We start from the raw sequence: 25690 nt of genomic DNA on the forward strand, positions 1-25690 counted from the left end.
CACGCATAATATTCGTCCATAAGGTGAAATACAATAAGAAGTGGAGAGAGGAGTGACTTAGTATTGGAGAAGAGCTCGTCCGGGCATTCAACTAGGTGGAACAGCTATACCTTGTGGATTGTCATACTATTATTAGCCATATTTACTATACTGGGTTTTCTGCATGATACGTTAACACGCTTTGATACTACGGTCATGCAGCACGTCTGGGGGATACGCTCAGAATGGTTGACCGGTTTCTTCATTTTTATCACGTATGTTGGATCTGGTTATGTATCGATTCCGATTCTGATTCTTCTCGGCACCTATTTTCTTGTAAATAAAAAAATCAAGCTTGCGTTGGTACTTATTTTCAACCTGGTAGGGGTCCGGTTTGCGAACGGTCTTCTGAAAAATGGATTTGACCGGACGAGACCTGATGATAACCCGTTACTTGATGTCGGCGGTCTTAGTTTTCCAAGCGGTCATGCTATGAATTCTGCAGCATTCATAGGGTTCCTCGGTTATCTTGTCTGGACGTATCTCAGTAAGAAGGGAAAACAGGCAGGGTATGTTCTGGTTGTTGCATGGTCGCTTGTTTTTCTGATCGGTTTCAGCCGCGTTTATATAGGTGTTCATTTTCCAAGTGACGTAATTGCAGGCTTTTCTGCTGGAGGAATTTGGCTTATCCTAACCTTAGTGTTGTTAAAAGTTTTTATGCCAGAGCGGGGGTATCAGTAAGGTTAGAAAAGAGGGATGTAAGTGAACAGAATCAAGGAGGCAGAACAGCTGGCTGTTCAAGCACATGAAGGGCAAATACGCAAATTATCAGGAGAGCAGTACGTCGTCCATCCGATCGCTGTCGGTGAGATGTTAAAAGAAGCAGGCTTTCCGGAGGACGTGATCATTGCGGGTTATCTTCACGATACTGTTGAAGACACAGAATTGGAATTCGATGATATTGACAAAGCATTCGGTCACCGAGTAACAGAACTGGTGAAGGCAAATACAGAAGACAAGACAAAAACATGGCCAGAGAGGAAACAGCATACCGTCGAGTTTATACGAACGGCCCCTTTAGAAGTGAAAGCGTTGATTGTAGCTGATAAACTTGATAATTTTAAAAGCCTGGTCGAGTCCTATAACCAAGATGGTGAAGCAATATGGGAGAAGTTCAAAGGCGATAGAGAAAAGCAAAGCTGGTATTACCGAAGTGTCGCTGCCAACGCAATGGAAGGTCTAACACCAGATGAAACACCTGAATTTTTCTACATATACAAAAAGATGGTAGACCGGTTTTTCGATAACGTATAAAAACCAGGAAAAAAGCCTATCATGATATCAACCCATTTTCTCAAAAAAGCTTGACATTTCCTGAGAATCTGAATACAATACAAATTAAATTCTTCACAAATTCAAAGGCAAAGAAGAGGAATAGTAAAATAGTCTACGGTCAAAGAGAGTTGGCGGCAGGTGAAAAGCCAACCCGAAAAGCTATTTGAACTCGCCTCCGAGCCATAAACGTGAATCCAAGTAGCGTTTATCGTCTCTCCGCGATAAGGAGCTAGAGTGAGTGCAAATTGCACTAATGCGGGTGGTACCGCGGGAAGGTTATGTGTATCCAACCTCTCGTCCCTGATGTTATACAAAATCAGTGGCGGGAGGTTTTATTAATTTCTGGTGAGTGATAAGCCTCGAATTTCAGCGTTAGCTTGTGTCTACGATATAGTGAGAGTACACTATGCACCTGTGTCTTCAAGAATTTTCACAGCAGATGGATTCCTCGGTGCAACTCGTAGTACTTCATGAAGTATCGCTCGTAGCTCCGAGTCTCGACCCTGCGCTGCCTTGAACTTCTCGCTTCTCACTCACCAGGTGTATTTGGGAGATAAGCTTCTGATCTCTGCGTTGTCTTGTTCCTCCGGACTTGCACATGGATGTGCTGACTTCGACGTTATCACAGGACGTGATGGGTTTAGTCGAAGTTCAAATATTTTTGCACGATTAACCCTGAGGATTGCTTCAAGACTACGCTAAAATTTATCAAGACAGGGTAGATTTTGCTCAAGATAGTACAGAAATTGCTCATGGTAACGTAAAAATTGTTCAAAACAGCACTGAGGTTGTTCTACAATGTGGAATCCGGGTACTTAGTGCCCTTAAAATACTTAGTATTACAGAGAAATCATACTTAAATCTTAAAAAATGGAATGGGAGTGGCAGTCATGGGTTTTGACCATATGCAAATTGAACGTAAATGGCAATCATATTGGGAAGAAAACAAAACGTTCAAGACTGAATTTGAACCAGGAAAGAAGAAGTTTTACGCATTGGATATGTTTCCGTATCCATCTGGGGCTGGTTTGCACGTTGGGCATCCGGAAGGGTACACTGCGACTGATATCGTCGCACGGATGAAGCGGATGCAAGGTTACAATGTCCTACATCCGATCGGGTGGGATGCATTCGGTCTTCCGGCAGAGCAATATGCTTTGGATACTGGAAATGATCCAGCAGAGTTCACAGAACAGAACATCAACACGTTCCGCAGACAGATCAAGGAACTTGGATTCTCATATGATTGGGATCGTGAAGTGAATACGACCGATCCGAATTACTACAAGTGGACGCAATGGATCTTTTTACAACTATATAAAAAAGGTCTTGCATATGTCGATGAGGTACCAGTGAACTGGTGTCCTGCATTGGGGACAGTTCTTGCGAACGAGGAAGTCATCGAAGGGAAAAGTGAGCGTGGCGGACATCCTGTAATCCGAAAGCCCATGAAACAATGGATGTTGAAGATCACAGCATACGCTGATCGTTTATTGGAAGACCTTGAAGAGCTTGATTGGCCAGAGAGCTTGAAGGAAATGCAACGTAACTGGATCGGGCGCTCAGAAGGTGCAGAAATTACGTTCGATTTCGATGGACATGATAAATCTGTTACAGTCTTTACGACTCGACCGGATACATTGTTCGGAGCAACATACATGGTTTTAGCGCCTGAACATTCCTATGTTGACGAAATTACAACTGCAGATCAAAAAGCCGCAGTTGAAACTTATAAAAAAGATATTGAAACGAAGAGTGACTTGGAGCGTACTGAACTTGCTAAAGAAAAGACTGGGGTATTCACTGGGGCTTATACCATCAACCCTGCAAACGGTGAAAAAATTCCTGTCTGGATCGCTGATTACGTTTTAGCAAGTTATGGAACTGGCGCAATCATGGCTGTTCCTGCACATGACGAACGTGACTATGAATTCGCTGCAAAATTTGAACTTCCAATCGTTGAAGTCGTCAAAGGCGGAGATGTATCAAAGGAAGCATATACGGAAGATGGAGAACTTGTAAACTCTGATTTCCTCAATGGATTGAGAAAAGAAGATGCAATTATGAAAATGATTCAATGGCTTGAAGAAAACGGTAAAGGTGAAAAGAAAGTGACCTACCGTCTTCGCGATTGGTTGTTCAGCCGTCAGCGTTATTGGGGTGAGCCGATCCCGGTCATCCACTGGGAAGATGGCACGAGCAGTGCAGTTCCAGAGGAAGAGTTGCCATTGACTCTTCCGAAAACAGACAATATCAAGCCTTCAGGAACTGGCGAATCACCGTTGGCGAATATTGAAGACTGGGTGAATGTCGTCGATCCTGAAACTGGTAAAAAAGGACGCCGTGAAACGAATACGATGCCGCAATGGGCAGGCAGCTGCTGGTATTACCTTCGTTACATCGATCCAGATAACAACGATCAGCTTGCTTCTGAAGAGAAATTGAAGCACTGGCTTCCAGTCGATCTTTATATCGGAGGGGCGGAACATGCGGTACTTCACTTGTTGTATGCTCGTTTCTGGCATAAAGTCCTGTACGATTGTGGAGTGGTTCCGACAAAAGAGCCGTTCCAGCGTCTTTACAACCAGGGTATGATCCTGGGTGAAAACAACGAGAAGATGAGTAAGTCGAAAGGGAATGTTGTCAATCCAGACGAAGTCGTCAAGACACATGGTGGAGATACGTTACGACTTTACGAAATGTTCATGGGGCCGCTTGATGCAAGCATCGCCTGGTCCGAAAATGGATTGGATGGGTCCCGGCGCTTCTTGGATCGTGTGTGGCGTCTATTTGTCGAAGAGGATGGTACAGTGTCCGGAAAAATCCAGGACGTAGAGCCGAATGAGCGGTTTGAGAGGGTTTATCATCAGACTGTGAAAAAAGTTTCTGATGACTTCGCGGAGTTGCGCTTCAACGTTGGGATCTCACAAATGATGGTCTTCATCAACGAAGCGTATAAGCAGGATGTTTTGCCGAAACCATTCATGGAAGGGTTCATCCAGTTGTTGTCTCCAGTTGCTCCTCATATCGCAGAGGAAATTTGGGAGAAGCTCGGTCATACTGAAACGATCACATATTCAAACTGGCCAACGTTCGACGAATCGAAGCTTACAGAGAATGAGGTGGAAATCGTCGTTCAAATCAACGGTAAAGTCAGAGCGAAATTGATGGTTCCAACAGACGCTGATAAAGGTCAATTAGAAGAGATCGCATTGGCAGATGATAAGGTGAAAGAAAACATCGATGGTAAAACGGTACGTAAAGTCATTGCAGTACCTGGCAAGTTAGTCAATATCGTCGCAAATTGAACAAACGAGGAAGGATTGGCTTCATTACGGAGTCAATCCTTTTTCTATGCTATAATTATGGATGAATAAATCAATATGTTGCTTTATGGTGGGCTGATGTTCTTAATCAGTCCTTGAAAGGGAAGCCGGTGAGATTCCGGCGCGGTCCCGCCACTGTAAGGTTGAGGTTCTTGACATGCCACTGTTTCATAAGGAAATGGGAAGGGTTTTTCGAACCGATGATACCAAGCCAGGAGACCTGCCATAAGGAAGAACACAGAAAATCCTACGGGAGATAGGAGGGTGTTACGTGCTCGAAAGACGATTGGAAAGCCAATTTGGTTATAATCCTCTTCGGCTTTAGCCTGTACATCTTTGCAAAGAAGATGTTTTTATTTTGGTTGCTTTTTACAATTACGTTGCTAACGGACCCTATTAACATGAAATAGAATTTGCTGAAAACATGTAAGTGCTGGAAATGGCTTTATGCAATATTCCTGAAAATCATACAAGTTTAAAAATCGGAGGGGAAAAGATGGAGCAATCATATCCAATCAGCAGGTCAAGAATCATTCAAACAAAACTTGTGTTACCGCCTGACACGAATCATCTGCAAACGATTTTCGGTGGAAAAGTGTTATCATACATTGATGAAATTGCTGCATTATCAGCAATGAAGCACTCGAATAGTGTCGTCGTGACGGCATCGATCGATTCTGTTGATTTTTTATCATCTGCAAAAGTCGGTGATGCGCTTGGGCTTGAAGCATTCGTGACGTCGACAGGTAGAACATCGATGGAAGTCTACGTCAAAGTGTTTTCTTCCAATCTATTGACTGACGAAAAGACACTGACAACCGAATCTTTTTTGACGATGGTAGCTGTTGATGCGTCAGGTAAACCTGTTCCTGTCCCCAAAATCATTCCAGAGACAGAGGAAGAATGCAGACTGCATACAACAGCGCCAGCCAGAAAAGAAAATCGTAGACATCGGGCGTTGATCCGGTAAATGGTTAGGACCAGCTAAAATCCGATTGGCTGGTCTTTTCCATTTTCCATTTAAAGAAAGTATAACTACTTTCTTCATTATAAGGTCAACTAAGTCTCATCCTTCGCTTACGCTTGGCTTTGCCAAGTTTTCTTTAAACCTTCTAACCCCATCATTAAATTTAATCTGGCGCCTCTTCTAAGAAATTTCCTCCACATGGAATCAATTCCTTTACTTTTGTTAGTGAAGTTCGTAAAATAAGTGGCGGAATGACTATAATAAAGCATAATGATATAGATAGCGAAAGGGTGTTGAGTATGGAAAATGAAATCAAAACCATTACGCCAGCTGATGTTGAAAAGCTTCTTAAAGACGGAAAGGAAATTTCAATAATAGATGTTCGTGAAGATGAAGAGGTGGCTGCAGGGAAGATTCCTGAAGCGAAGCATATCCGTTTGATGGAAATTCCAGAACGTCTGGGCGAAATCGAAAAAGACCAGGAGCACATCATGGTTTGCCGCTCAGGTCGCCGCAGTGAAAATGCCGGACTATTCTTACAAGAGCAAGGCTTTAAGGTGAAGAACATGGTAGGCGGCATGCTCGAGTGGGAAGGCGAAACAAAATAATAAAAGTTTTTGTCTGAATTTGTTGTTATCGATTAAATGCAAAAACAATAATTTTTTCAAAAGGGCTTATTAAAATAGACAGAAAGGGGAAACGGAGAGATGATTTGGGGAGCAACCCTGTTCGTGTTAGTTGTGTATATCTTCTTCTCCTATCTACTTCCTTTTATGAAACTGAAAACATTTCAACAAGAGGCTGTAGACCATGATGAATATTGCATGATCGATGTACGTGATTATCAATCTTCTTATCGGAATCCATTTCCGATCATGACAAAAAACATTCCGCTGTCCTACCTGTCCAGGACGACAAAAGAGGAAGAGATCTGCGATCGGGATATCGTTGTTATTGCAGAATCTAAGTATGTTGCAGCCATGGCGGCGCGGATTTTAAAGCGGAAAACGGATAGATTCATCTATTATGTAACGGTTTCCTGACAAAAGTAGAAGTCTTTCGTCAAAGGATTTCAGGCACCCTCGGGTGAATTTTACGTGATGAACGTATAATTCAGGGGGTGTTTTTTTGTTGCAGGTCAAACTCTTTGAAGCAGAACATGAGCAGGATCTAGAAGAGGAGATTAACGAATTTCTTACCCAGCTGCATGAATCAAAGTTCATTGATATCAAATACGAAGTCTCAATGGCTGTGGATGAAGACACGGAAGACTTCGAATCTCTTTACAGTTTTTCAGCAATGATCCTTTATCGGGCATGACGGATGGAATAATGATAGACTAATAGGAAAACGGCTTAGGTGTGTGAAGATATGATTCGATTTTGCATATGTTTTTTGATTAAAGGATCGCAAGTTTTGATGCTCAATCGCAACAAAGCACCGAATAAAGGCTTGTGGAATGGAGTAGGTGGAAAACTTGAGCCAGACGAAAACCCTGAACAAAGCGTCATCCGTGAGGTGGAAGAGGAATCAGGTTATCGTATTTCTTCGCCACAGTATGGTGGAATCGTCCGTTGGGAAGTTGACGATGAGGAAATCGGCGGAATGCATGTTTTTATCGTAAACATGACAGAAGAGAACACCTATCCGACTCCTATAAAAATGGATGAAGGAATCCTTGACTGGAAGGAATTGACCTGGATACTTGACGATGATAACCAGGGGGTCGTGAGCAACATCAGGCATTTTCTCCCCGATATGTTGCAAGGAAAAGAAGCTTGCAACTATCTTTGCATCTATCGGGGTGGCCGTCTGTCCCAAATAAAAGAAATAGGTCTGATCCGTTAAGATCAGCCCCTGTACATTTCTTCAGCTTTTCTCCGTATTCCCATCAAGCCATTGTCTTCGTTTTTGAAAACTTCGAAACCGAATTGTTCATAAAGTCCATGGGCATCTTTCGTAACCAGCATCAATCTTCTTAATTTCTGTAAATCAGGATGGTTCATGATTTCAGACACCATCCATTTGGATAGCCCCTGTCCTCGATGACGTTCATCAATGAAAACATCGGCCAAATATCCGAACGTCGCATAGTCCGTGATCACTCTAGCGAAGCCGACCTGGGTAACATTATGGAACAGACCGAAACAAAGTGAGTTTTTGACCGATTTTTCAACCGTATTAAAATCAATCCCTTTTGCCCAATAGGATTCATTGCTTAAATAGTCATGGATGTACTGAAGATCCATTTCTTCTTGAACCATTGAAAGAAAGTATTCACCTTTGTAACTGTACCCCATATCCCAATCTCCCTCTGTAGTTAATCTTTTGCTGCATTCGTGCCTGCAAGATGTCCGGTCACGAACGCGCAAGTAATATTGTAGCCTCCTGTATAGCCGTGGATGTCCAGAATTTCACCGCAAAAATACAAGTTCGGTACGAATTTTGACCGCATCGTCTTAGGTTCAACCTCTTTTGTCGAAACCCCTCCACCTGTTACGAAAGCTTTCTCAATCGGTAATGTTCCATTCACTTTGAAAGTGAAACCCTTTACCAGATTGGCGAACTCGCGTAAAGAGGAATGTGAGAGCTGGCTGTAGACCGTATCAAGGCTGATTTCCGCTTTTTCAAGCAAAAAATGAAGGTGCCTCTCTGGAATCCATCCTTTCAAAACGTTCTTGATCGCCTTTTTCGGTTCGTCCTTCAACATAGTGATCAATTCCTGGAAAATTTCTTCTGCATTTTGGTCCGGCATGAGATCGATGTTCATCGAGACGTACCCATCTTTACTCTTTTTCAATGCTTTGACGACAAATTGACTACAGCGGAGTACAGCAGGACCGGAAATTCCTAGATGAGTGAAGATCATGTCCATCCGATGGGTGATGATCGGTTTGCCATTCGGTTTCAAGACACTTAAGGCGACATCACGAAGTGACAATCCCTGAAGGGTCTTTTCTTTAATGAATCTTTCGTCCGAAGTAAGCGGAACTTCGGTCGGGTAAAGATCAGTAATCGTGTGGCCCGCATCTTTTGCCCATGCATAGCCATCCCCGGTGGAACCTGTATGCGGTACAGACTTACCGCCTACTGCGATGATCACCGCTCTGGAATATACCTTTTCGCCATTCTTCAAATGAATTCCTTTTGCTTTATTATCTTCATAGATTACTTTGTTGACTTCTGTTTTTGTACGGATGTCGACACCCAGCTCTTTGATTTTCTTAAGCATGGCATCAACGACAGACTGCGCCTTGTCATTCACGGGGAACATGCGCCCGTGGTCTTCTTCCTTCAAACTGATACCAAGCCCTTCGAAAAAGGCGATGATGTCTTCATTGTTGAAGATGTTGAAGGCACTGTAGAGGAATTTGCCGTTTCCTGGCACGTGTTTGATGATTTCTTCAATCGGAAGCCGGTTTGTGACATTACAGCGGCCGCCACCAGAAATGGCAAGTTTTCTGCCAAGTTTATCACCTTTATCGATCAATAAGACGGAGTCACCGTTTGAAGCCCCTGCAACAGCTGCCATCAAACCTGAAGGACCGCCGCCTATTATAATGATATCGTATTTCATAAGTACACCTACTTTTATTTATACTTAAAGAAAGTATAAACACTTTCTTCAGTATAAGTGCAACTATGGCTCAGCCTTCACCAGGGCTTGGCTTTACCATGTTTTCTTTATCTCTTCTGTAAGATACCATGTTTATAGTACGTATTCCAAATGTTATAGAAATTGGAGCAAGGAGGCATGTTCGATCTATGGACAATCAATACACCCCATCTGTGACGGAAGGTTATATACCAGAAGATGGGGGCTGGACAACGTATAATGAAACCCCTGTATTATTACTATCATTTCCAAAATTCGATCAACTCGTTCGAATCGACAATAGTGGGTATTCTTATTTATGGTTATACGACGAGGAGATGGAGGGCTATGTTTTTTGTTTCAAACTTGACAGCGGAGAAGAGCGTGCTCTGCTTTTCAAAAATGATCATGCCGGTAAGTTGCTCCTGGAGGAAGAGGCTCAAGCTCTTTTTCATATCGCTATCACTTCGACGATGCTCGAAGAGATTGACGACGATACGCCATTATTATGGCTGCCGAAGATAGAGTTCACTCCAAGACCGACACCTTAATGAAAAGCTTTAGCGAAAGCTATCATACTATGGTAAAATACATAGGATTATACGAAATGGCATTAGGAGTTGGAACGTTATATGTCAAAGTTGATACGTGGCACGTTGATTTTAACAGCGGCTACTTTCTTTTCTAAATTTCTTGGGTTGATTTTTGTCATCCCGTTCGAATGGTTAGTGGAAACGGATGAGGTATCCGGTGGGGCACTTTATAGTTATGCGTACACCCCTTATACGGTTTTCTTAAGCATTTCTACTCTAGGACTGCCGTTAGCGGTATCGAAATTTGTGTCGAAATATAATGCGTTAGGGGATTATGTTACCGGAAGACGTCTTTTGAAATCAGGACTTGTTGTGATGACGATCAGTGGTATTGTTGCATTCCTTTTGCTGTTTTCATTAGCTGAGTGGATTGCGACCTTACTGGTCAGTAACAAAGAAGGAACCGATGGGAACTCGTTGGAGGATGTCATAATGGTTATCCGTCTGGTTTCTACAGCCCTCATCATCGTACCGATCATGAGTTTGATCAGGGGTTACTTCCAGGGATTCCAATCGATGGGACCTACAGGGCTGTCACAGGTGATCGAGCAGATCGTCCGCGTAGGATTCATCCTGGTCAGTGCGTTTTTAGTCATTGTCGTATTCAAGGGTGAAATCAGCACAGCAGTAGGTTTTGCAACGTTTGCTGCGTTTGTGGGGGCTCTTGCTTCATTGATCATTCTGCTCTGGTATTGGAAAAAACGGAAACCGCATTTGGATAAACTGATGAAAGATAGTGTCGATCACAAGGTTTCACTGCCAAAAATGTATAAGGAACTCATTCAATATGCGATTCCGTTCGTAGCGGTCGGCTTAGCAATTCCAATCTATCAAGTCATCGATCAGTTTACGATTACGAATGCGCTTCGTAACGGATTCGGCTATGATCTGGCGAGAGCTGAATCCTACTATGCTGTTCTCCAGGCCTACTCACAGAAGTTGATCATGATTCCGGTTTCATTAGCGACAGGACTTGCATTGACCGTCATTCCGTTAATTACAACACTTTACACAAAAAAAGACTTTTCAGTTTTGCAAAGTCAGATTACAAAGATTTTTGAAATCGTCCTGTTCTTGACAGTGCCAGCTGGAGTTGGCCTTGCATTGCTTGGATTACCTGCATACTCGTTGCTGTTTTCAAACAACATAGAAATCGGTGGAGAGGTTCTCTCAGGGTACGCGCCGACAGCCATTCTTTTTGCATTATTCACAGTGACTGCTGCCATCCTACAAGGGATCAATAAACAAAAGTTTGCTGTGTATAGTCTGATGATGGGAATTTTCGTGAAATTGAGCTTGAACTATATTTTGATTGCGAATATAGGTATAGCAGGTGCAATTGTTGGTACAAATTTGGGTTATATTCTATCAATTGTGATCAATGTCATGATCATCAAAAAATATGCTAAATATCAATTCAGACCTGTATTCAAACGCTCCATCTTGATTGGTATGTTCATTGGGATGATGGTGATCGCGGTCATTCTTGCCAAATGGGGGGTTGAAGGAATCGTAGGGACTGATTATAGCCGTACCTTTACTTCCTTATCCGTTCTGCTTGTATGTGTACTGGCAGGAGCAGGGGTCTACCTCTATATGAGTCACTTCTCGGGGCTCCTACAACACATTTTCGGCGAGCGAATCGAACGGATCTTCAAACGTAAAAAAGTACGTTCAAATTAAGGCCTTTATCGAAAGGCCTTTTCTGTTGCAATAAATTTTTTATTCCGAGTTGCTTAATTGTTTATCAAACCAGGCTAGTTGTTGGCCGATGCCCAGCCCTTTCATTGGAATCTCATATTCATAGCCCTTTTGCTCGAGTTGTGGCTCCAAATGATCTCGATATACTTTTCCGCCATGGAGATAGACGATGACCTCTTCAGGGGATTCATACTTCAAAAATGTATCGATTACATTTCTAGCCCACACCTTTTTTTCCATGATAGAAAATGTCTTGATAGAAAGATCATAGGGCTCCAAAGTCTGATCAGGTAAAAGTAGTCCGTCTTTTGCATTGTAAAAATAGAAACGATCATAATGTTCTTTTGCATATTGCACTGATTTTTGGAACAATGGGCTTGTATAAAATTCAAGCACAGGTGCAGGATGGTCCAATTTTTTTCTGCCAGTAGCAAGTAAGCCGATTGATTGTTTCAATAGTACCCCTCCTTTTGGACTATTTTTATTTTATTATACACTTAAATGGAAAAAATAAGCTACAATTTTACATTTGTTGGGAGGTTTTTGCGTGAGGATCGACAAGTTATTAGCAAATATGAACTATGGAAGTCGAAAAGAAGTTAAGAAACTGCTGAAAAACGGTCTTGTAAAAGTTGACGGTGAAATCTTGAAGGATGGAAAATCTCACGTTGATCCTGAAACAGCTACAATTACAGTCGGCGAGGAAATTGTAAATTATATAAAGCACATTTATGTAATGATGAATAAACCAAATGGTGTCATATCTGCTACAGAAGACAATCATCATAAGACGGTCGTTGATCTCTTAGATGAAGAAGTGGCTTTACATAAACCATTTCCAGTAGGCCGTCTTGATAAAGATACAGAGGGTTTATTGATTTTGACGAACGATGGCCAGCTTTCACATCGGTTGCTCGCTCCAAAGAAACATGTACCGAAAACATACTATGCGAAAATTGATGGTATTGTAACTGAAGACGATCGTTCCCTCTTTAAAAAAGGTGTTGAGCTTGATGATGGGTATGTAACAAAGCCTGCTGAGCTGATAATCCACATGAGTGATACGCAGTCTGAAATCGAGTTGACGATTACGGAAGGAAAATTTCATCAAGTGAAGCGAATGTTTGAAGCAGTCGATAAAAAGGTTACTTATTTGAAGAGACTCCAAATGGGATCATTGAAGCTGGACCCATCCCTTTCACAAGGACAATACCGATTTCTCACAACAGATGAGATCAAGCTGTTAGAAAACGATTCTCCAATGCCCTGAGAGTTTTATACCCGCTGTAGAAGGGTATTAATCAAACATACTTGAAAAAAGGAGAATCTAAAATGCTGATATTCGGTAAAGATATCCTGAATCAGAAAATCGTAACGAACGAAAATGAAGAATCATCGAAAAGAAAAGTAGAGGATTTGCTTCTAAATAAGAAAACGTATGATTTAGATTATCTTCTTTTTGTAGAAAAGAATCCGGAAAAAATTGATGAGCCGAACCGTGTCGAGTCCTCCATGGACAATGTGGTCAATAGTGCTGGAGGTCAAGCTGCCACAAATACACCGCCAGTAACTGCAGACGATACCTTTTCTAAGAGTTACAACAAAGAAACACGGTATATCTCTTTCAAAGATGTAACAGAGCTGACAGAGCATCATGTGAGTATAACGGGAGTCGACCAACAGCTTCATGATCCAATCGAGTCGATTGCAGCTTCGTCAATCGTGGGCAAAAAAGTCAAGACAGAAAGCGATGAGACGTTAGGGAAAGTAATTGATGTTGTCATTGACTGGGATCAAAGGAGGGTCGTTGGTCTGGCCCTTGCAGAAGGATTCTGGGCGAAGCTTGTATCGGAGGAGAACCGGTTCATGCGACTGGAAGAAACGATGGACTGGGGTCCGGAGCACATCATTGTACCAAATCACTTTAAAGACCATCTGGTTGAGAGTATGAATGAAATCTAACCAGGGTAGCAAGATGAAACCAAAAAAACTGGCTCCAATCTCAATAGGTTCCATGAGGTTGGGGCCAGTTTTCTTTCAGTAATGACTCAGCCTGGTTAAGGTTTGGCTGTGCCACATTTTCGTCATTTAAGCTAATTTCACTTTTTTAGATGTCGTTTGCCATTTTCCCCTTGTTGGACTTGACACCAAGTTATTATACGTTAGTACGTTTAAATCTCGCTGAATCGTTCTTTGTGTCGTACCGAATTCGTCGACAAGCTGTTGTGTTGTGACCGTACCACTTTCATTGATAAACATATAGATTGCTTTAACACGGTTCAACATACGTTCAGTCGAAGGACTCAAACAACCACTCCTTACCTTTTTTGCACTGCTACGTTACAACTTCAGTGTACCCACTGAGTGTTAATATAATATTAATATCTTGTTTAAATATTCAAAAAATTATAATTGCAGATACACTGGACAATTAGTGCTTGGTTCATAGGAAACTGTTGCATAGAGATGTGACTGACTGCCATTCCAAGTCAGATTTCCGTAACACCCCACTGTACTTCTCATTTTCGAGTGGATTTCGGATAATAACGATCCCCCACCTCCTAGTTAGAAATATTGTATAATAATTCTGTGAATAATTCAAAGTGTGTATCCATAATTTGTGTTATTGTCGTAAAGGAAGGAGGAAATCTGTGTTACTTTTAAAACGATTTTGGATTAGTGTCATCAAACTGAATACTGTTTTCATTTTTTTATCAAGCTTGATATTGATTGTTGGAAGTACGTGGATCATGGGGTTGATCGAGCCTGAGACATTTTCCAACCCATTCGATGCCTTTTGGTGGGTAATGACAACAGTAACCACTGTCGGCTATGGGGATTTCTATCCAAGTTCTGTCGGAGGTCGTATTTACGCCGTCTTTTTATACATAATCGGTATTGGGTTGATCGGTGTTGTCATTGGAAAAGTAGTGGATGGTTTTGGAATGATCAGGCGCAGGAAGGAGGAAGGGTTGTTGGACTATAAATACGAAGGACATATTGTCATCATTGGGTGGTCGCAGAAAGCGCGATTCGCTATAGAAGAAATTTTGCAATCAGAAGAAATCGATGAGGTGGTAATCATCGATCAATTACCGAAATCACCTTATCTGCATGAAAATGTTCATTACATCCAGGGGGACGCGGCACATGAAGAGGTTCTCCTGCAGGCGAATCTACCAGGAGCAAAATCAGTATTGCTCTTTGCCGATGATACAATCAAAGATCCTCTGCTTACGGATGGAAAGACATTATTGATTGTTACGACGATTGAAAGCCTTTCTCCAGATATTCATAGCACTGTTGAAATCTTGAATGAGAACCATATCAAAAACTTCCGGCATGTAAAAGTGGACGAGTTCATTCTATCAAACGAGACGATTTCACGATTGGCTGTCCGTTCAGCGATTTCTAACGGAATTTCAAAAATATACAGTCAGCTGATGAGCCGTGGTATCGGGGACAACCTTTATGAAATCAAACGAAAACCGCACTGGAAAATCTATCAGGATGCTTTTGATGAGTTGATCAAAGAGGGAGCAACCTTAATTGCAGATGGGGATAAGATGGATATCAATCGCAGGAGGAAGGAAGCTATTCCTTCACATGCAAGGTTGTTCGTCATTTGTGATCGTGAAACATACGAAAGAATTCAAGCTTCTTAATCAGAGGGATGTGATTGTATGATTGATTGGAAAAATGAAGTAGAAAAGCGAAAAGAGGATTTCTTGAATGATTTACAGGATCTATTAAGGTTTGAGTCTATCCTCGATCCTGAAACAGTCCAAGAAGGTGCTCCTTTCGGAGAAGGCATTCAGCGTACGCTATGCCATCTATTGGAAAAAGGAGAAGCGGACGGTTTTACAAGTAAAAATCTTGACGGTTATGCTGGTCATTTGGAATTCGGAAAAGGGAAAGAGTTAATCGGAATCCTTTGCCATATAGACGTCGTGCCTGCTGGGGACGGTTGGAGTTCGGATCCATTTGCAGCAGAAATCAGAGACGGTCGAATTTATGCTAGAGGAGCGATCGATGATAAAGGACCTACCATGGCAGCATACTATGCGATGAAAATCGTCAAAGACCTAGGTCTTGATTTGAACAGGCGGGTAAGAATGATCATTGGAACAGATGAAGAAAGCAATTGGAACTGTGTAAAGCATTATTTCAAGCATGAGGAAATGCCTACGATGGGTTTCGCGCCTGATGCAAGCTTTCCGATCATATATGCCGAAAAAGGATTATTCGATTGTGAGTGGAAACAAAAAGAAGTGAATGCTACTGATCGCAGTGACGTCCATCTTGTTTCCTTCGATTCAGGGAGACGGTTGAACATGGTACCGGATTACGCTGAAGCGGTTTTAGAAGGGTCCGGTCTTGAATCACTCGAGGGGGAGTTCAATTCTTTTCTTTCGGATCGTGGATTGAATGGCAATGTGCAACAGGAAAATGGGCAATACAAAATGGTCATTGAAGGCGTATCGTATCATGGAAGTAAGCCTGAAAAAGGAAAGAATGCAGGATTGTTCTTGGCATCTTTCATATCAAGCTATCCACTTGGTGGACAAGCGGATAATTTCATCCGGCTAGCCAATGGTTATTTGACCGATGATACGGATGGAACAAAATTAGGTATCAAGGACTCGGACGAAATTACTGGACCATTGACGATGAATACAGGGATCATGAGCTATACGGAAGAAAAAGGAGGCCGTTTTGGCTTGAATCTTCGTTATCCTGTGTCCCATGATTTTGGCAAGACGCTAGGTATCTTAAAAAAAGCCGGAGAAAAGTTTGGGTATGAATTGACTGAAATTGAACACTTAACACCTCACCACGTGCCGAAAGATCATGAATTGATCAAAAAACTGATGGATGTATACGAGCAACAAACAGGCGAGGATGGGTATTTGATTTCAATCGGTGGAGGGACATATGCTCGTTCTCTCGATGCAGGAGTGGCGTTTGGTGCACAGTTCCCTGGTGCTGAGGAAATCGCCCATCAAAAAGATGAATACGTTGATATCGCTAGTCTGATGAAGGCAACCGCAATCTATGCTCAAGCGATCTACGAGTTGGCGAAGTGAATGGACGAAGGACAAGCTGGACATTTTGTTCGGCTTGTCTTTTTGTGAAAATAACGCATTCGACCCTTTGGGGAAAGGGCAAGCGGAGAAACGAAGTCAAAAAATTCGGTTATGATTCTAAAAATCTGGAAATAAGTCTAAAAATCTGAAAGTAAGTCTGAAAATTCAGCTAAAAGGTCTAAAATCTATGTGGTACTCGGAAAATGCATAGAAGGGGGCGATTGATCTGTTAGAACTTTACATAACAAGGCACGGGGAAACTGAATGGAATGTACAGAAAAGAATGCAGGGGTGGAGTGATTCTGAACTCACCGAAAAAGGAAGGGAAAATGCAAGGGCACTAGGTAAGAGATTGGGAGATATCAATTTTTCCGCTATCTATTCAAGTCCAAGTAGAAGAACACTTGAAACTGCAAATATCATTCGTAATAACAACAATCCGCCAATTATTTTGGAAGAGAAGTTGAAAGAAATACATATGGGGGATTGGGAAGGGGAGAATCATCAATTTCTAAATGAAAAATACCCTGAAGCGTACAAATCTTTTTGGGATACACCTCATCTTTATGAATTAGAAAGCGGCGAAAACTTTACAGATGTCTATAACAGGGCTGCTGAATCAGTAAATCGGATTACCACAGAAAACAATACAGGAAGGGTCTTGATCGTGACCCATTCGGTCATCATCAAATGTTTATTTGCTTACTTTAAAAAACGTCCATTGGAAAGACTATGGGATCCACCTTATATTCATGATACCAGCCTTTCGATTGTGAAAGTTGTGGATAACAGCTATGAATTTTTGCTGGAAGGTGACCTTTCTCATAGAAATTCTCCGAGCGTTTCTGATTGAATTTTTAAGGAGTTGCGATACAATCAACAGAGATTGATACATAATGTTTGATTAGGCAGGAGATCTTTTATGCAGCGAATTGAGAAGACATCTGTGAACTTCAGTTTTTTTTACTTTTTCATGTTTTTTGGATATGGAACGCTTTTTCCCTTATTAAGTGTGTATTTGAAGCAGGAAGTTCATTTGACGGGGACCCAAATAGGAGCAATCATGTCGGTCAGTCCAGTCGTTATGATCATTGCGCAGCCGATCTGGGGAGTCATTTGTGATTATACGAGAAAACCAAGAGCTGTACTGATCTTCACATTGATGATGAGCGGATTGGTCGCTCTTCCTTTTGTATTGATGGAGAGCTATTTGGGCCTTATTGCGATTTCGATTACACTTGCAATCTTCCAAAGCGCAATCGTACCCGTGTCTGACAGCATCACCTTGAACTATGTGATGGCTAAAAACAAAGATTATGGAAATCTGCGATTATGGGGAGCCCTGGGCTTTGCCATTGCGGTCTATGTTATGGGCAACCTTGCCGAGACGTTAGGCTTAACCCTCATATTCTACTGTTTTGCAGGAGCTTTATTCATTTGTACAATCTTTGTTCTATCGATGCCGAAAGAAAGCAACTCGTTAAAAGTGGACCTGCGAACAGGAATCGCAAAGCTTTTCAAATTGCCGAAGTTCGTCTTATTTTTACTGACAACATTTTGTGTATTCGGTCCGATCCAATCAAACAACTTTTATTTCGGTCTCTATATTCAGGAGATTGGCGGGACATTAGCAGGTGTCGGAATCGCCTTTTTACTTGCTGCGGGAAGTGAAGCTCCTTTCATGAAATTTTCGGGAAGTTGGATCCGCAAGCTTGGTGTCGAGCAGATTCTGATTGCAGCAGCTCTCATTTCTGCACTAAGATGGCTATTCTATTTCACGGAACCAAGTCTTCTTGCCGTTTATGCGACGACGATTGCACAAGGTTTTTCTATCGGATTGTTCATACCTGCTGCCCTTCAATATGTCCGTGAAATCGCTCCTAGTGACGTGAAAGCGACCGCAGTGGCTTTATACAGCTCGATGGGGAACGGACTAGGAAGCTGGTTCAGTACATTCGTGGGCGGAATCATCTATGATGCATTTTCGTTATTCGCGATGTATCTTTTCTTTGGAATTCTGACGACGATCGGACTACTGCTGCTCTTCGTAAATTTGAAAGTGCTGCCTCATAAGGTAGCTGCCTGATAGGAAATCTGATTTTTTGGTAAAAGATTGCTGCTCAACCGGAAATTGTGGGGAGCAGTCTTTTTTGTGATTTTTTATGGTGAGTGTGCAGGTACATTTTACTAAATTGCACAAGATGCTATGAAAATTGTACAAGATGTGATGGAAATTGCTCAAGCTGCCATGGAAATTGCTCAAGCTGCCATGAAAATTGCTCAAGCTGCCATGAAAATTGCTCAAGCTACCTTAAAAATTGCGTAACTCCCTAAATAGATGCATCACCATTCACCAAAAAACAATTAAAAAAGGATCGTTCCCTAAAGAAACGATCCTTTTCTACTCTATCTTACTCTTTTTCGAAATCAAACAGGTCGCTTGATAGGTAGCGTTCACCTGAATCACATGTAATGGCGATGACGACTTCGTCTGGGCTCAGTTTCTTGGCAGCCTGAAGAGCGGCATATACAGAAGCACCGGAAGAGGGCCCGACTAGAATACCTTCTTCACTTGCAAGTTGACGGGTCGTCTCGATCGCTTCTTCATCCTTGATCCGGACAATTTCGTCATATACCTTTTGGTTCAATATATCTGGAATGAACCCTGGACTTGTTCCGACTAATTTGTGTTTCCCCGGCTTTCCGCCTGAGAGGACAGGTGAGCCTTCTGGTTCAACAACCTTAATCTCTATATCCGGCAAGTGTTCTTTTAACGTTTCCCCTGTTCCTGTGATCGTTCCCCCCGTGCCTGCAGGCGCTACGAATGTAGAGAATTTTTTTCCAATGTGCTTAGCTGCATCAAGAATTTCGATTGCTGTCGTCGTACGGTGTGCATCTGGATTTGCAGGGTTTTCAAATTGCATCGGCATGTAGCTGTTCGGGATTTCTTCTGCTAATTCCTTTGCTTTATCGATTGCGCCTGGCATCTTATCATCACCTGGGGTCAATATTACCTCTGCTCCATAAGCTTTTAAAAGATTGATGCGTTCCTGGGTCATCGTATCAGGCATCACAATGATCGCTTTGTATCCTTTTGCTGCAGCATTCATTGCCAGGCCGATTCCCGTGTTTCCTGAAGTCGGTTCGATGATTGTGGAACCTGGCTTCAAAAGTCCCCTTTTTTCTGCTTCTGTAAGCATGTTATAGGCTGCCCGGTCTTTAATGCTGCCGCTTGGATTGAATGCTTCCAATTTTACATAAACATCTGCACCGTTGGGGTCAGGCAGACGGTTCAATTTTACGAATGGTGTATCTCCTATCAAATCAGCTATACTATTTACAACACGCATGAAAACACGTCCTTTTTCTTCTGTTATTCCAGCTTATTATAACAAATCCAAGTAAACCACTCTAATTTAACGTTTTGAAGGATACATTCATTTGTATTCCAGTCATGTCCTGTTTTTGTTAGACTTATGATAACTTTATTACGGAGGTTCGACAATGGCACGTCACACATTTCTTGCAGTTCCGATACCATACGAAATACAAAAGGAAATCCATAGTTATGCACAAGAACTCAAGCCTTTGCTTCCTCTGAAAAAGTGGACAAGTTTGGGAGATTATCACATCACCTTGCAATTTCTAGGCGCTTCACCGGATAAGGAGCTTGAGCAACTCATTCATGAAATCAACAAGATCAAATCAACCGCCTTCACTATAACGCTAAAAAGCTCGGGGTACTTCGGCAATCCGAAGACACCACGTGTATTCTGGCTGGGTATTGATCGCTCTGAATCGCTGTTGAAGTTACAAGAGCAGATGAAACATGCATGCAGTTCCGCTGGGTTCAATATCGATTCGAGACCTTATCGACCACACATTACAATCGGAAAAAGGTGGGGTGGTGATTCACAAGGAACATCCTATGAAAATCTCCCAGAACCAAAGGAATTGATCAACAGAAGCTGGGAAGTCGAAGAAATCATTTTATATGAGATTCATCCAGGTAAAGAGCCGATGTACGTTCCTTTCCATCGTTTTCATATCGGAGAGTCGGTTGAAGGATGAGGAAAGCCATTCTCATCATAACGCAAGTTGTTGCACTTTATGGTTTCTACTTAGCAGGCATATGGATTCAGAGTGCCCTTGGTCTTATGATTCCCGGCAGTATCATCGGAATGCTTCTCCTATTCCTGCTGCTTGTCACAAAGATTTTGCCTTTAAATTGGATACAGAGGGGCAGCCGGTTCATGCTTGTACATCTCACCCTATTCTTTATACCAGTGACTGTTGGTGTGATGCAGTTCGGACATGTTTTCAAAGGAAAAGGGATGCTGCTCATTCCTACTGTTCTTGCCAGCACGATTCTAGTGATCGTTATCTCTAGTAAAATGTTGGATCTTTTCATGTCAAAGGGGCTAAAGAAGGATTCGAATGAAACATAACTTGATAGACATCGCATTCATAGTACTGACAATCGGAGCGTATGTATTAGGGCTCGTGATTTATAAAAGATGGAGGCACCCTTTCCTGGTCCCGATTTTGACAGCTACAACATCGATCATAGCAGTTTTGATTCTATTCGATTTTTCTTATGAGCGATACATGGTCGGGACCGAGTGGATAGACAAGTTGTTAGGGCCGGCGGTTGTAGCTCTAGCCTATCCTTTGTATATCAATCGTGGATTGTTGAAACGATATACTTTTCCGCTCCTTATAAGTATCATTACTGGTGTTTGTGTCGGAGTCTTTTCCGGATTGATTTTTGCACAGATGATCGGTACATCTCAAAACGTCATTTTGTCTCTTTTACCGAAATCGGTTACGACACCTGTAGCAATGGAGATCACGAGGGTTTCAGGGGGGATGCCTTCCATTGTGATCGTCTTCGTTATGGTTGCTGGCGTTGGCGGCGTGATCCTCGCCCCGTATTTGTTCAAATGGTTCAATATAAAAAATGATATGTCAAGAGGTTTGGGACTCGGCGCTGCATCGCATGCTATCGGAACGTCAAAAGCACTCGAATATGGCAGTCAAGCGGCAGCGATAAGCTCCGTGGCGATGACGATTTCAGCTTTAGTCGCTTCCATCCTCATCCCAATCGTAGCGTCATGGATATAAAGGCAGGTGAATTAGATTGGCACACTTGATCAAGTTAGAAGATTGTATTTCAAGATATGAACAAGACGTATTTCGATATACAGGACAATATACCAGGTTGAAACGTGATCGATGGCATCGAGTAAAAACAAATTGGGAGAATGCTCAGGAGACAGTCGATTTACAACATGGGGCTGAAGACCAATCTGACGAAAAAAAGTGGTGGAAACTAAAGGGGAGAGAAACCGAAATTAACGTGATTGATGAGGGTAGCGTCAAACGGGATGATCGTACTTTTTCCAAATTAAAGGAAGACTTTCGGGAAGAACTGTTTCAATTCCAGCTTAAATGGGCCAGTTCAACAATCAGAGAAACCTCAAGAATCAGTAGATCGCTCAATAGGGATAAGTTCCTCCGTTTCCTTTTGAAAGAAGTGCCTGACAACTATCTGGTTCTTTATAAACCGGTTATAAAAGTAAGAAAAGCACAAACACAATTAGATGTCATCTTGTTGGGACCTGATTCAATCCAGGCTATTGTGATGTTAGAAACAAGTATGGGAGAGGTTGTTCATGCGTCTCAGAACCGTTTTTGGAAATGCGAAAAAGAAGGAGACGAGCGTAAGATGGTCAACCCTATATCTGCTGTCCAAAGAATGAATTATTTCATAGAGTCGGTCATCGATACAGAAGCAACTGAAATGAATCTTACATATGTCATCCTTGCGCAAAATGCCTTTGTTAACAGAACCAATATCCCTTCATATGTCCAGGTGATCGATCAGACTAATTTCGATAATTGGAAAAATAAGTTGAAAAAGCAGCCGAGTCCGCTTAAATTCAAGCAACTGAAAGCTGCCAAAGTGATTTTAGAGCAATGTGTAACCACAGCTTTTTCCCGACCAGAATGGGAGTCGGATGAGAATCAGGGGGATCTGAAGAACTCCGAATGACGGATGAGTGCATTGGAAAACTTGATGGTACAACGTCCTTATAAACAGTTGTAAATTGACATTTTTTTGCACATAAAAAGGGAAATTAGGACATTTTGTTGAAAAAAGAATAAGACCATCAGAAGAGAGTGGCTGAAAATGCAAAAGTTCTATATATTCATCATCAATCCCAAAGCTGGGAACGGCAATGGAGAAAAGGTTTGGAAAAAAGTAAAGCGGGAATTGCAGAAGCAGAATATTCCCTATCGAAGTTTTTTTACACAAAGAGCTGGCCATGGAAAAGATATCGCTCAACAAATGTCCCATATTCATCATGAACATTTGAAAGGGATCGTAACAGTTGGGGGAGATGGAACAATGCATGAGGTCATCAACGGGTTGAGCCATTATCCTGAAATACCAGTTTCTTTCATCTCGGCAGGATCGGGTAACGATTTTGCTAGAGGCTTCAAAATACCAAGAAAGACAATGCAAGCACTTCAACATGTCACTTCAAAAAAAGCGAGGATCAGACGATATGATTTAGGAGAGTATCGGCTTGGCAATCGGAAACACAAAGCCAACTTGTTTACTAGTTCGATTGGTATCGGTTTTGATGGAGAAGTTGCAAAGCGGACGAACGAATCGAAATATAAGGGGATTTTGAATAAAGTTGGGCTTGGATCTCTTTCATACATAATCACAGTATTAAAATTGACAATGAAATACGAACCGTCCCATATGAAAATAAAAGTAGATGGAATAGAACATGATTTCAGGGATGTATGGCTCGTTGCAACGACCAATATCAAGTATTATGGCGGAGGTATGAAGATATGTCCAGATGCAAGACCGGATGATGGTCTATTGAACATCTGTATCGTCCATAATCTATCCAGGAAAAAGCTTTTCTTTTTATTCGGTACGGTTTTCCTAGGATTACATACAAAATTAAAAGAAGTCACGTTGCTGAAAGGGAAAGAAATTGATGTCGAATCAAGTGTCCCAGCAACGATGCATGCTGACGGTGAACTCATCGGTTCAACTCCAATCAAGATCCAAGTCCACCCGAGACGGCTGATGGTTAAGTGATTGATAATAGGGTATTGGTTAGAAGGAGGTCATCAAAACCGTCGTGCCTTGTACTGCTTGTTTCTAAATAGCGACTTTTTGAACGGGGAGTTATAAGGAAATTCAAAAAGTCATCTCTTGATAAACGTCGTATTACTTCGTTACTAGGTTTTTCTGGTCCTCACGTATTAAGACCATACGCTTCGGTCCTCAAAACCGTCGTGCCTTATACTACTTGTTTCTAAATAGCGACTTTTTGAACGGGGAGTTATATGTTAAAATATTATATCTGTACAGATTTATCGTATTTAAGTATTTGAAATGGATTGTCTAAGCCGATAATAATGATAGAATGATGAAATCGAAGGTGAACGTATTGAAACACATATTAGGAAGCGGCTGGCAGGTCAAGCCTGCGGGTGGTGCAACCGGTGAAGCCTATATCGCACAATATGGGGAAGAGAAGATCTTCTTGAAAAGAAACTCGTCACCATTCCTTGCTGTATTATCGGCAGAGGGGATCGTTCCGAAGCTTTTATGGACAAAGCGGTTGGAAAATGGGGACGTCATAACTGCTCAGAATTGGTTGAACGGTAGAGAGCTTAAAGCTGCAGAGATGAACCAACAGTTAGTTGCGAAACTGCTTTCCAAAATTCATCGTTCACAAGAATTGCTTTCAATGTTACGCAGGATAGGAAAACAACCATTGACGCCTGAAGCTGTATTAGAGGAATTGTTTCATCGAACACAACAAAACCACCAATATCGAAAAGAAATAGAACCTTATCTGGATTATCTATCAACTCATATCGATGAAGTCCAAACGGACCAATTTGTTGTTTGTCATGGTGATGTAAACCATAATAATTGGCTTATTTCTGATCAGAACAGATTGTTTCTGATTGACTGGGATGGTGCGATGATTGCAGACCCGGCATTGGATCTTGCAATGCTGCTTTATTGGTATGTTCCTGATGAAGAATGGGATGAATGGCTGCGTTCCTATGGCATTCCATTGACTCGTTCCTTAAAAATCAGAATGCACTGGTATATCGTAGCGCAAACGATCGAGTCGATTTACTGGCACTGTGAACGGGGGCAGGGAGAACAAGCGAATTATTGGATGAATTACCTTGTTCAATTGGACAAACAAATTTATCATTAGGCTGTTTTCGCAAACTTTGTTGCTCTTGAAAGTCAATGACTCAACAGCAACAATCTTTTTGAAAAGAGCCTATCATTAATATAAATATAAAAAAAATGGGGCTGTCTAAAAAGTTGTTTGACACTTTTTTAGACAGCCCCATTTTTTACAATACAATGATTTAAATTACCCCTACATATTATCGATGACATTCATCCATTGGTTCAGATCACCATTTGATTGGATGATATGTTGATCAAGTGATGGAGATTGTCCGCTGTATTGACTGTATGTTTGTATTGCTATGAGGGTCTCTCGAAGCTCAATGGGCGTCTGTGGGTTTTGGAGCAGAGAATTCGTGAGTCTTTCCAACTGTTGACACTCTGAATCGGACCCACATTGATCCAACTGGTGGCTCCTTAAAATATCCGCAAGCAATGAGAGTTGATCGTTAACTTGTAACGGCATTGATCACGCATCCTTTCTCGTCATTTTGCACTTAGGATACGTCAATCCGGTTTCTTTATCCGATTATTTTTTAGCGCCCCAAATGAAAAGACCGACAATTGCGATGATCAAGACAATTGGTGGAGCCCAGAAAATCAAAAAGTCTTGCATGAAATCCCTCACCTTTTCATTGTTGATTTTGGAAACCTGGATGGAGTTTACTTTAAATCAACTTGCACAAAATGTTTTTTTTAAAATGACTCAAAAGCAACATCTTTTAGAAAAGAGCCTTACATTAATTGTACTTGCTCGATATACTATTTTCATCTTTTCCATTAAATTGTTTTAGTATTGTCAATATTCCATAGAGAATATGGTTTCATACGTTCATTGGTCATCAAATGAAAAAGA

At 41.7% G+C, this 25690-nt stretch carries 29 protein-coding genes, 1 riboswitch and 1 other annotated feature; of the genes, 22 read left to right on the forward strand and 7 right to left on the reverse strand.

Features of this window, described 5'->3' with window-relative positions:
- Positions 1 to 111 precede the first annotated feature (111 nt).
- From N8M93_RS07600 to N8M93_RS07635, 8 genes are all read left to right on the forward strand, one after another.
- A complete protein-coding gene (locus tag N8M93_RS07600) occupies positions 112 to 720 on the forward strand; it encodes a phosphatase PAP2 family protein (RefSeq protein WP_261130689.1) in 609 nt (202 codons plus the stop codon).
- Positions 721 to 741: 21 nt separating this feature from the next.
- Positions 742 to 1293: an HD domain-containing protein gene (locus N8M93_RS07605; RefSeq protein WP_261130690.1), complete on the forward strand. Its 552-nt coding sequence runs from the start codon at positions 742 to 744 to the stop codon at positions 1291 to 1293.
- A 101-nt stretch (positions 1294 to 1394) separates the two neighbouring features.
- Positions 1395 to 1619, forward strand: a binding site (T-box leader).
- Positions 1620 to 2204: 585 nt separating this feature from the next.
- A complete protein-coding gene (leuS, locus tag N8M93_RS07610; RefSeq protein ID WP_261130691.1) occupies positions 2205 to 4622 on the forward strand; it encodes a leucine--tRNA ligase in 2418 nt (805 codons plus the stop codon).
- Positions 4623 to 4691: 69 nt separating this feature from the next.
- Positions 4692 to 4883: riboswitch (cobalamin riboswitch) on the forward strand.
- A gap of 253 nt (positions 4884 to 5136) precedes the next feature.
- Positions 5137 to 5610, forward strand: a complete 474-nt coding sequence (locus tag N8M93_RS07615) for an acyl-CoA thioesterase (RefSeq protein ID WP_261130692.1) — start codon at positions 5137 to 5139, stop codon at positions 5608 to 5610.
- A 296-nt stretch (positions 5611 to 5906) separates the two neighbouring features.
- Entirely contained in the window at positions 5907 to 6215 is a 309-nt protein-coding gene (locus tag N8M93_RS07620) for a rhodanese-like domain-containing protein (protein ID WP_261130693.1), read from the forward strand.
- A 99-nt stretch (positions 6216 to 6314) separates the two neighbouring features.
- Positions 6315 to 6650: a rhodanese-like domain-containing protein gene (locus N8M93_RS07625; RefSeq protein WP_261130694.1), complete on the forward strand. Its 336-nt coding sequence runs from the start codon at positions 6315 to 6317 to the stop codon at positions 6648 to 6650.
- An 85-nt stretch (positions 6651 to 6735) separates the two neighbouring features.
- A complete protein-coding gene (locus tag N8M93_RS07630) occupies positions 6736 to 6927 on the forward strand; it encodes a sporulation protein Cse60 (protein ID WP_221566467.1) in 192 nt (63 codons plus the stop codon).
- A 51-nt stretch (positions 6928 to 6978) separates the two neighbouring features.
- The gene (locus tag N8M93_RS07635; protein ID WP_261130695.1) at positions 6979 to 7455 is read left to right on the forward strand and encodes an 8-oxo-dGTP diphosphatase; all 477 of its coding nucleotides are present in this window, start codon (positions 6979 to 6981) and stop codon (positions 7453 to 7455) included.
- A 2-nt stretch (positions 7456 to 7457) separates the two neighbouring features.
- Here the strand turns inward: N8M93_RS07635 and N8M93_RS07640 are convergent, their stop codons facing one another.
- On the reverse strand, positions 7458 to 7907 hold the full coding sequence (locus N8M93_RS07640; RefSeq protein WP_261130696.1) for a GNAT family N-acetyltransferase: 450 nt from the start codon (positions 7905 to 7907) through the stop codon (positions 7458 to 7460).
- Positions 7908 to 7927: 20 nt separating this feature from the next.
- Positions 7928 to 9184: an NAD(P)/FAD-dependent oxidoreductase gene (locus N8M93_RS07645; RefSeq protein ID WP_261130697.1), complete on the reverse strand. Its 1257-nt coding sequence runs from the start codon at positions 9182 to 9184 to the stop codon at positions 7928 to 7930.
- Positions 9185 to 9372: 188 nt separating this feature from the next.
- On the opposite strand from N8M93_RS07645, the gene N8M93_RS07650 reads away from it, so the two are divergent.
- Together N8M93_RS07650 and N8M93_RS07655 are read left to right on the forward strand one after the other, a co-directional pair.
- Positions 9373 to 9753, forward strand: a complete 381-nt coding sequence (locus tag N8M93_RS07650) for a hypothetical protein (protein ID WP_261130699.1) — start codon at positions 9373 to 9375, stop codon at positions 9751 to 9753.
- An 81-nt stretch (positions 9754 to 9834) separates the two neighbouring features.
- Complete coding sequence (locus N8M93_RS07655; protein WP_261130701.1) at positions 9835 to 11478, forward strand: polysaccharide biosynthesis protein; 1644 nt, start codon at positions 9835 to 9837, stop codon at positions 11476 to 11478.
- A gap of 39 nt (positions 11479 to 11517) precedes the next feature.
- On the opposite strand, the gene N8M93_RS07660 is transcribed toward N8M93_RS07655, so the two are convergent.
- The gene (locus tag N8M93_RS07660) at positions 11518 to 11952 is read right to left on the reverse strand and encodes a DUF6884 domain-containing protein (protein WP_261130702.1); all 435 of its coding nucleotides are present in this window, start codon (positions 11950 to 11952) and stop codon (positions 11518 to 11520) included.
- Positions 11953 to 12043: 91 nt separating this feature from the next.
- Between N8M93_RS07660 and N8M93_RS07665 the strand changes: the two genes are divergently transcribed.
- Positions 12044 to 12766: a pseudouridine synthase gene (locus N8M93_RS07665; protein ID WP_261130703.1), complete on the forward strand. Its 723-nt coding sequence runs from the start codon at positions 12044 to 12046 to the stop codon at positions 12764 to 12766.
- Positions 12767 to 12828: 62 nt separating this feature from the next.
- Complete coding sequence (locus N8M93_RS07670) at positions 12829 to 13458, forward strand: PRC-barrel domain-containing protein (RefSeq protein WP_261130704.1); 630 nt, start codon at positions 12829 to 12831, stop codon at positions 13456 to 13458.
- 126 nt (positions 13459 to 13584) lie between these two features.
- On the opposite strand, the gene N8M93_RS07675 is transcribed toward N8M93_RS07670, so the two are convergent.
- On the reverse strand, positions 13585 to 13803 hold the full coding sequence (locus N8M93_RS07675; protein ID WP_221566458.1) for a DeoR family transcriptional regulator: 219 nt from the start codon (positions 13801 to 13803) through the stop codon (positions 13585 to 13587).
- Between the two features lie 344 nt (positions 13804 to 14147).
- Here N8M93_RS07675 and N8M93_RS07680 point away from each other — a divergent pair, with 344 nt between their 5' ends.
- From N8M93_RS07680 to N8M93_RS07695, 4 genes are all read left to right on the forward strand, one after another.
- A complete protein-coding gene (locus tag N8M93_RS07680) occupies positions 14148 to 15161 on the forward strand; it encodes a TrkA family potassium uptake protein (protein WP_261130705.1) in 1014 nt (337 codons plus the stop codon).
- A gap of 18 nt (positions 15162 to 15179) precedes the next feature.
- Positions 15180 to 16583, forward strand: coding sequence for a dipeptidase PepV (gene pepV, locus N8M93_RS07685; RefSeq protein ID WP_261130706.1), 1404 nt, complete (start codon positions 15180 to 15182; stop codon positions 16581 to 16583).
- A 241-nt stretch (positions 16584 to 16824) separates the two neighbouring features.
- Positions 16825 to 17436, forward strand: coding sequence for a histidine phosphatase family protein (locus N8M93_RS07690; protein WP_314728270.1), 612 nt, complete (start codon positions 16825 to 16827; stop codon positions 17434 to 17436).
- A 69-nt stretch (positions 17437 to 17505) separates the two neighbouring features.
- Positions 17506 to 18669, forward strand: a complete 1164-nt coding sequence (locus tag N8M93_RS07695; RefSeq protein ID WP_261130707.1) for an MFS transporter — start codon at positions 17506 to 17508, stop codon at positions 18667 to 18669.
- A 325-nt stretch (positions 18670 to 18994) separates the two neighbouring features.
- Here N8M93_RS07695 and cysK read toward each other — a convergent pair whose 3' ends face one another.
- The gene (gene cysK / locus N8M93_RS07700; RefSeq protein WP_261130708.1) at positions 18995 to 19933 is read right to left on the reverse strand and encodes a cysteine synthase A; all 939 of its coding nucleotides are present in this window, start codon (positions 19931 to 19933) and stop codon (positions 18995 to 18997) included.
- A 154-nt stretch (positions 19934 to 20087) separates the two neighbouring features.
- On the opposite strand from cysK, the gene thpR reads away from it, so the two are divergent.
- The 6 genes from thpR to N8M93_RS07730 all read left to right on the forward strand — a co-directional run bounded on the left by thpR (position 20088) and on the right by N8M93_RS07730 (position 24853).
- Entirely contained in the window at positions 20088 to 20654 is a 567-nt protein-coding gene (gene thpR / locus N8M93_RS07705) for an RNA 2',3'-cyclic phosphodiesterase (protein ID WP_261130709.1), read from the forward strand.
- Positions 20651 to 21031 (forward strand): CidA/LrgA family protein, encoded by a 381-nt coding sequence (locus tag N8M93_RS07710; protein WP_261130710.1) that lies wholly within the window; start codon positions 20651 to 20653, stop codon positions 21029 to 21031. Before thpR ends, N8M93_RS07710 begins: the two co-directional genes overlap by 4 nt.
- Positions 21021 to 21707 carry an LrgB family protein gene (locus tag N8M93_RS07715; RefSeq protein ID WP_261130711.1) on the forward strand — a complete coding sequence of 229 codons (687 nt, stop codon included), beginning with the start codon at positions 21021 to 21023 and terminating at the stop codon, positions 21705 to 21707. The genes N8M93_RS07710 and N8M93_RS07715 overlap by 11 nt, the downstream gene beginning before the upstream one ends.
- Before the next feature lie 16 nt (positions 21708 to 21723).
- Entirely contained in the window at positions 21724 to 22638 is a 915-nt protein-coding gene (locus N8M93_RS07720; RefSeq protein ID WP_261130712.1) for an NERD domain-containing protein, read from the forward strand.
- A 138-nt stretch (positions 22639 to 22776) separates the two neighbouring features.
- Entirely contained in the window at positions 22777 to 23709 is a 933-nt protein-coding gene (locus N8M93_RS07725; protein ID WP_261130713.1) for a diacylglycerol kinase family protein, read from the forward strand.
- 355 nt (positions 23710 to 24064) lie between these two features.
- Positions 24065 to 24853 carry a phosphotransferase family protein gene (locus N8M93_RS07730; RefSeq protein ID WP_261130714.1) on the forward strand — a complete coding sequence of 263 codons (789 nt, stop codon included), beginning with the start codon at positions 24065 to 24067 and terminating at the stop codon, positions 24851 to 24853.
- A gap of 171 nt (positions 24854 to 25024) precedes the next feature.
- On the opposite strand, the gene N8M93_RS07735 is transcribed toward N8M93_RS07730, so the two are convergent.
- Positions 25025 to 25300 (reverse strand): YtzH-like family protein, encoded by a 276-nt coding sequence (locus N8M93_RS07735; protein ID WP_261130715.1) that lies wholly within the window; start codon positions 25298 to 25300, stop codon positions 25025 to 25027.
- Between the two features lie 63 nt (positions 25301 to 25363).
- Complete coding sequence (locus tag N8M93_RS22870; RefSeq protein WP_396125444.1) at positions 25364 to 25450, reverse strand: cytochrome bd oxidase small subunit CydS; 87 nt, start codon at positions 25448 to 25450, stop codon at positions 25364 to 25366.
- Between the last annotated feature and the right edge of the window lie 240 nt (positions 25451 to 25690).

The organism is Bacillus sp. Marseille-Q3570 (assembly GCF_946151055.1).
Taxonomy (GTDB): Bacteria; Bacillota; Bacilli; order Bacillales; family Fictibacillaceae; genus Pseudalkalibacillus.

What these genes read in the sequence shown, in the direction of transcription:
- pepV (WP_261130706.1), top strand. Translation starts at nt 15,180, where the DNA reads ATGATTGATTGGAAAAATGAAGTAGAAAAGCGAAAAGAGGATTTCTTG.
- N8M93_RS07655 (WP_261130701.1), top strand. Translation starts at nt 9,835, where the DNA reads ATGTCAAAGTTGATACGTGGCACGTTGATTTTAACAGCGGCTACTTTC.
- N8M93_RS07615 (WP_261130692.1), top strand. Translation starts at nt 5,137, where the DNA reads ATGGAGCAATCATATCCAATCAGCAGGTCAAGAATCATTCAAACAAAA.
- leuS (WP_261130691.1), top strand. Translation starts at nt 2,205, where the DNA reads ATGGGTTTTGACCATATGCAAATTGAACGTAAATGGCAATCATATTGG.
- N8M93_RS07620 (WP_261130693.1), top strand. Translation starts at nt 5,907, where the DNA reads ATGGAAAATGAAATCAAAACCATTACGCCAGCTGATGTTGAAAAGCTT.
- N8M93_RS07650 (WP_261130699.1), top strand. Translation starts at nt 9,373, where the DNA reads ATGGACAATCAATACACCCCATCTGTGACGGAAGGTTATATACCAGAA.
- N8M93_RS07715 (WP_261130711.1), top strand. Translation starts at nt 21,021, where the DNA reads ATGAAACATAACTTGATAGACATCGCATTCATAGTACTGACAATCGGA.
- N8M93_RS07635 (WP_261130695.1), top strand. Translation starts at nt 6,979, where the DNA reads ATGATTCGATTTTGCATATGTTTTTTGATTAAAGGATCGCAAGTTTTG.
- N8M93_RS22870 (WP_396125444.1), bottom strand. Translation starts at nt 25,450, where the DNA reads ATGCAAGACTTTTTGATTTTCTGGGCTCCACCAATTGTCTTGATCATC.
- N8M93_RS07640 (WP_261130696.1), bottom strand. Translation starts at nt 7,907, where the DNA reads ATGGGGTACAGTTACAAAGGTGAATACTTTCTTTCAATGGTTCAAGAA.
- N8M93_RS07645 (WP_261130697.1), bottom strand. Translation starts at nt 9,184, where the DNA reads ATGAAATACGATATCATTATAATAGGCGGCGGTCCTTCAGGTTTGATG.
- N8M93_RS07625 (WP_261130694.1), top strand. Translation starts at nt 6,315, where the DNA reads ATGATTTGGGGAGCAACCCTGTTCGTGTTAGTTGTGTATATCTTCTTC.
- N8M93_RS07670 (WP_261130704.1), top strand. Translation starts at nt 12,829, where the DNA reads ATGCTGATATTCGGTAAAGATATCCTGAATCAGAAAATCGTAACGAAC.
- thpR (WP_261130709.1), top strand. Translation starts at nt 20,088, where the DNA reads ATGGCACGTCACACATTTCTTGCAGTTCCGATACCATACGAAATACAA.
- N8M93_RS07695 (WP_261130707.1), top strand. Translation starts at nt 17,506, where the DNA reads ATGCAGCGAATTGAGAAGACATCTGTGAACTTCAGTTTTTTTTACTTT.
- N8M93_RS07735 (WP_261130715.1), bottom strand. Translation starts at nt 25,300, where the DNA reads ATGCCGTTACAAGTTAACGATCAACTCTCATTGCTTGCGGATATTTTA.
- N8M93_RS07710 (WP_261130710.1), top strand. Translation starts at nt 20,651, where the DNA reads ATGAGGAAAGCCATTCTCATCATAACGCAAGTTGTTGCACTTTATGGT.
- cysK (WP_261130708.1), bottom strand. Translation starts at nt 19,933, where the DNA reads ATGCGTGTTGTAAATAGTATAGCTGATTTGATAGGAGATACACCATTC.
- N8M93_RS07725 (WP_261130713.1), top strand. Translation starts at nt 22,777, where the DNA reads ATGCAAAAGTTCTATATATTCATCATCAATCCCAAAGCTGGGAACGGC.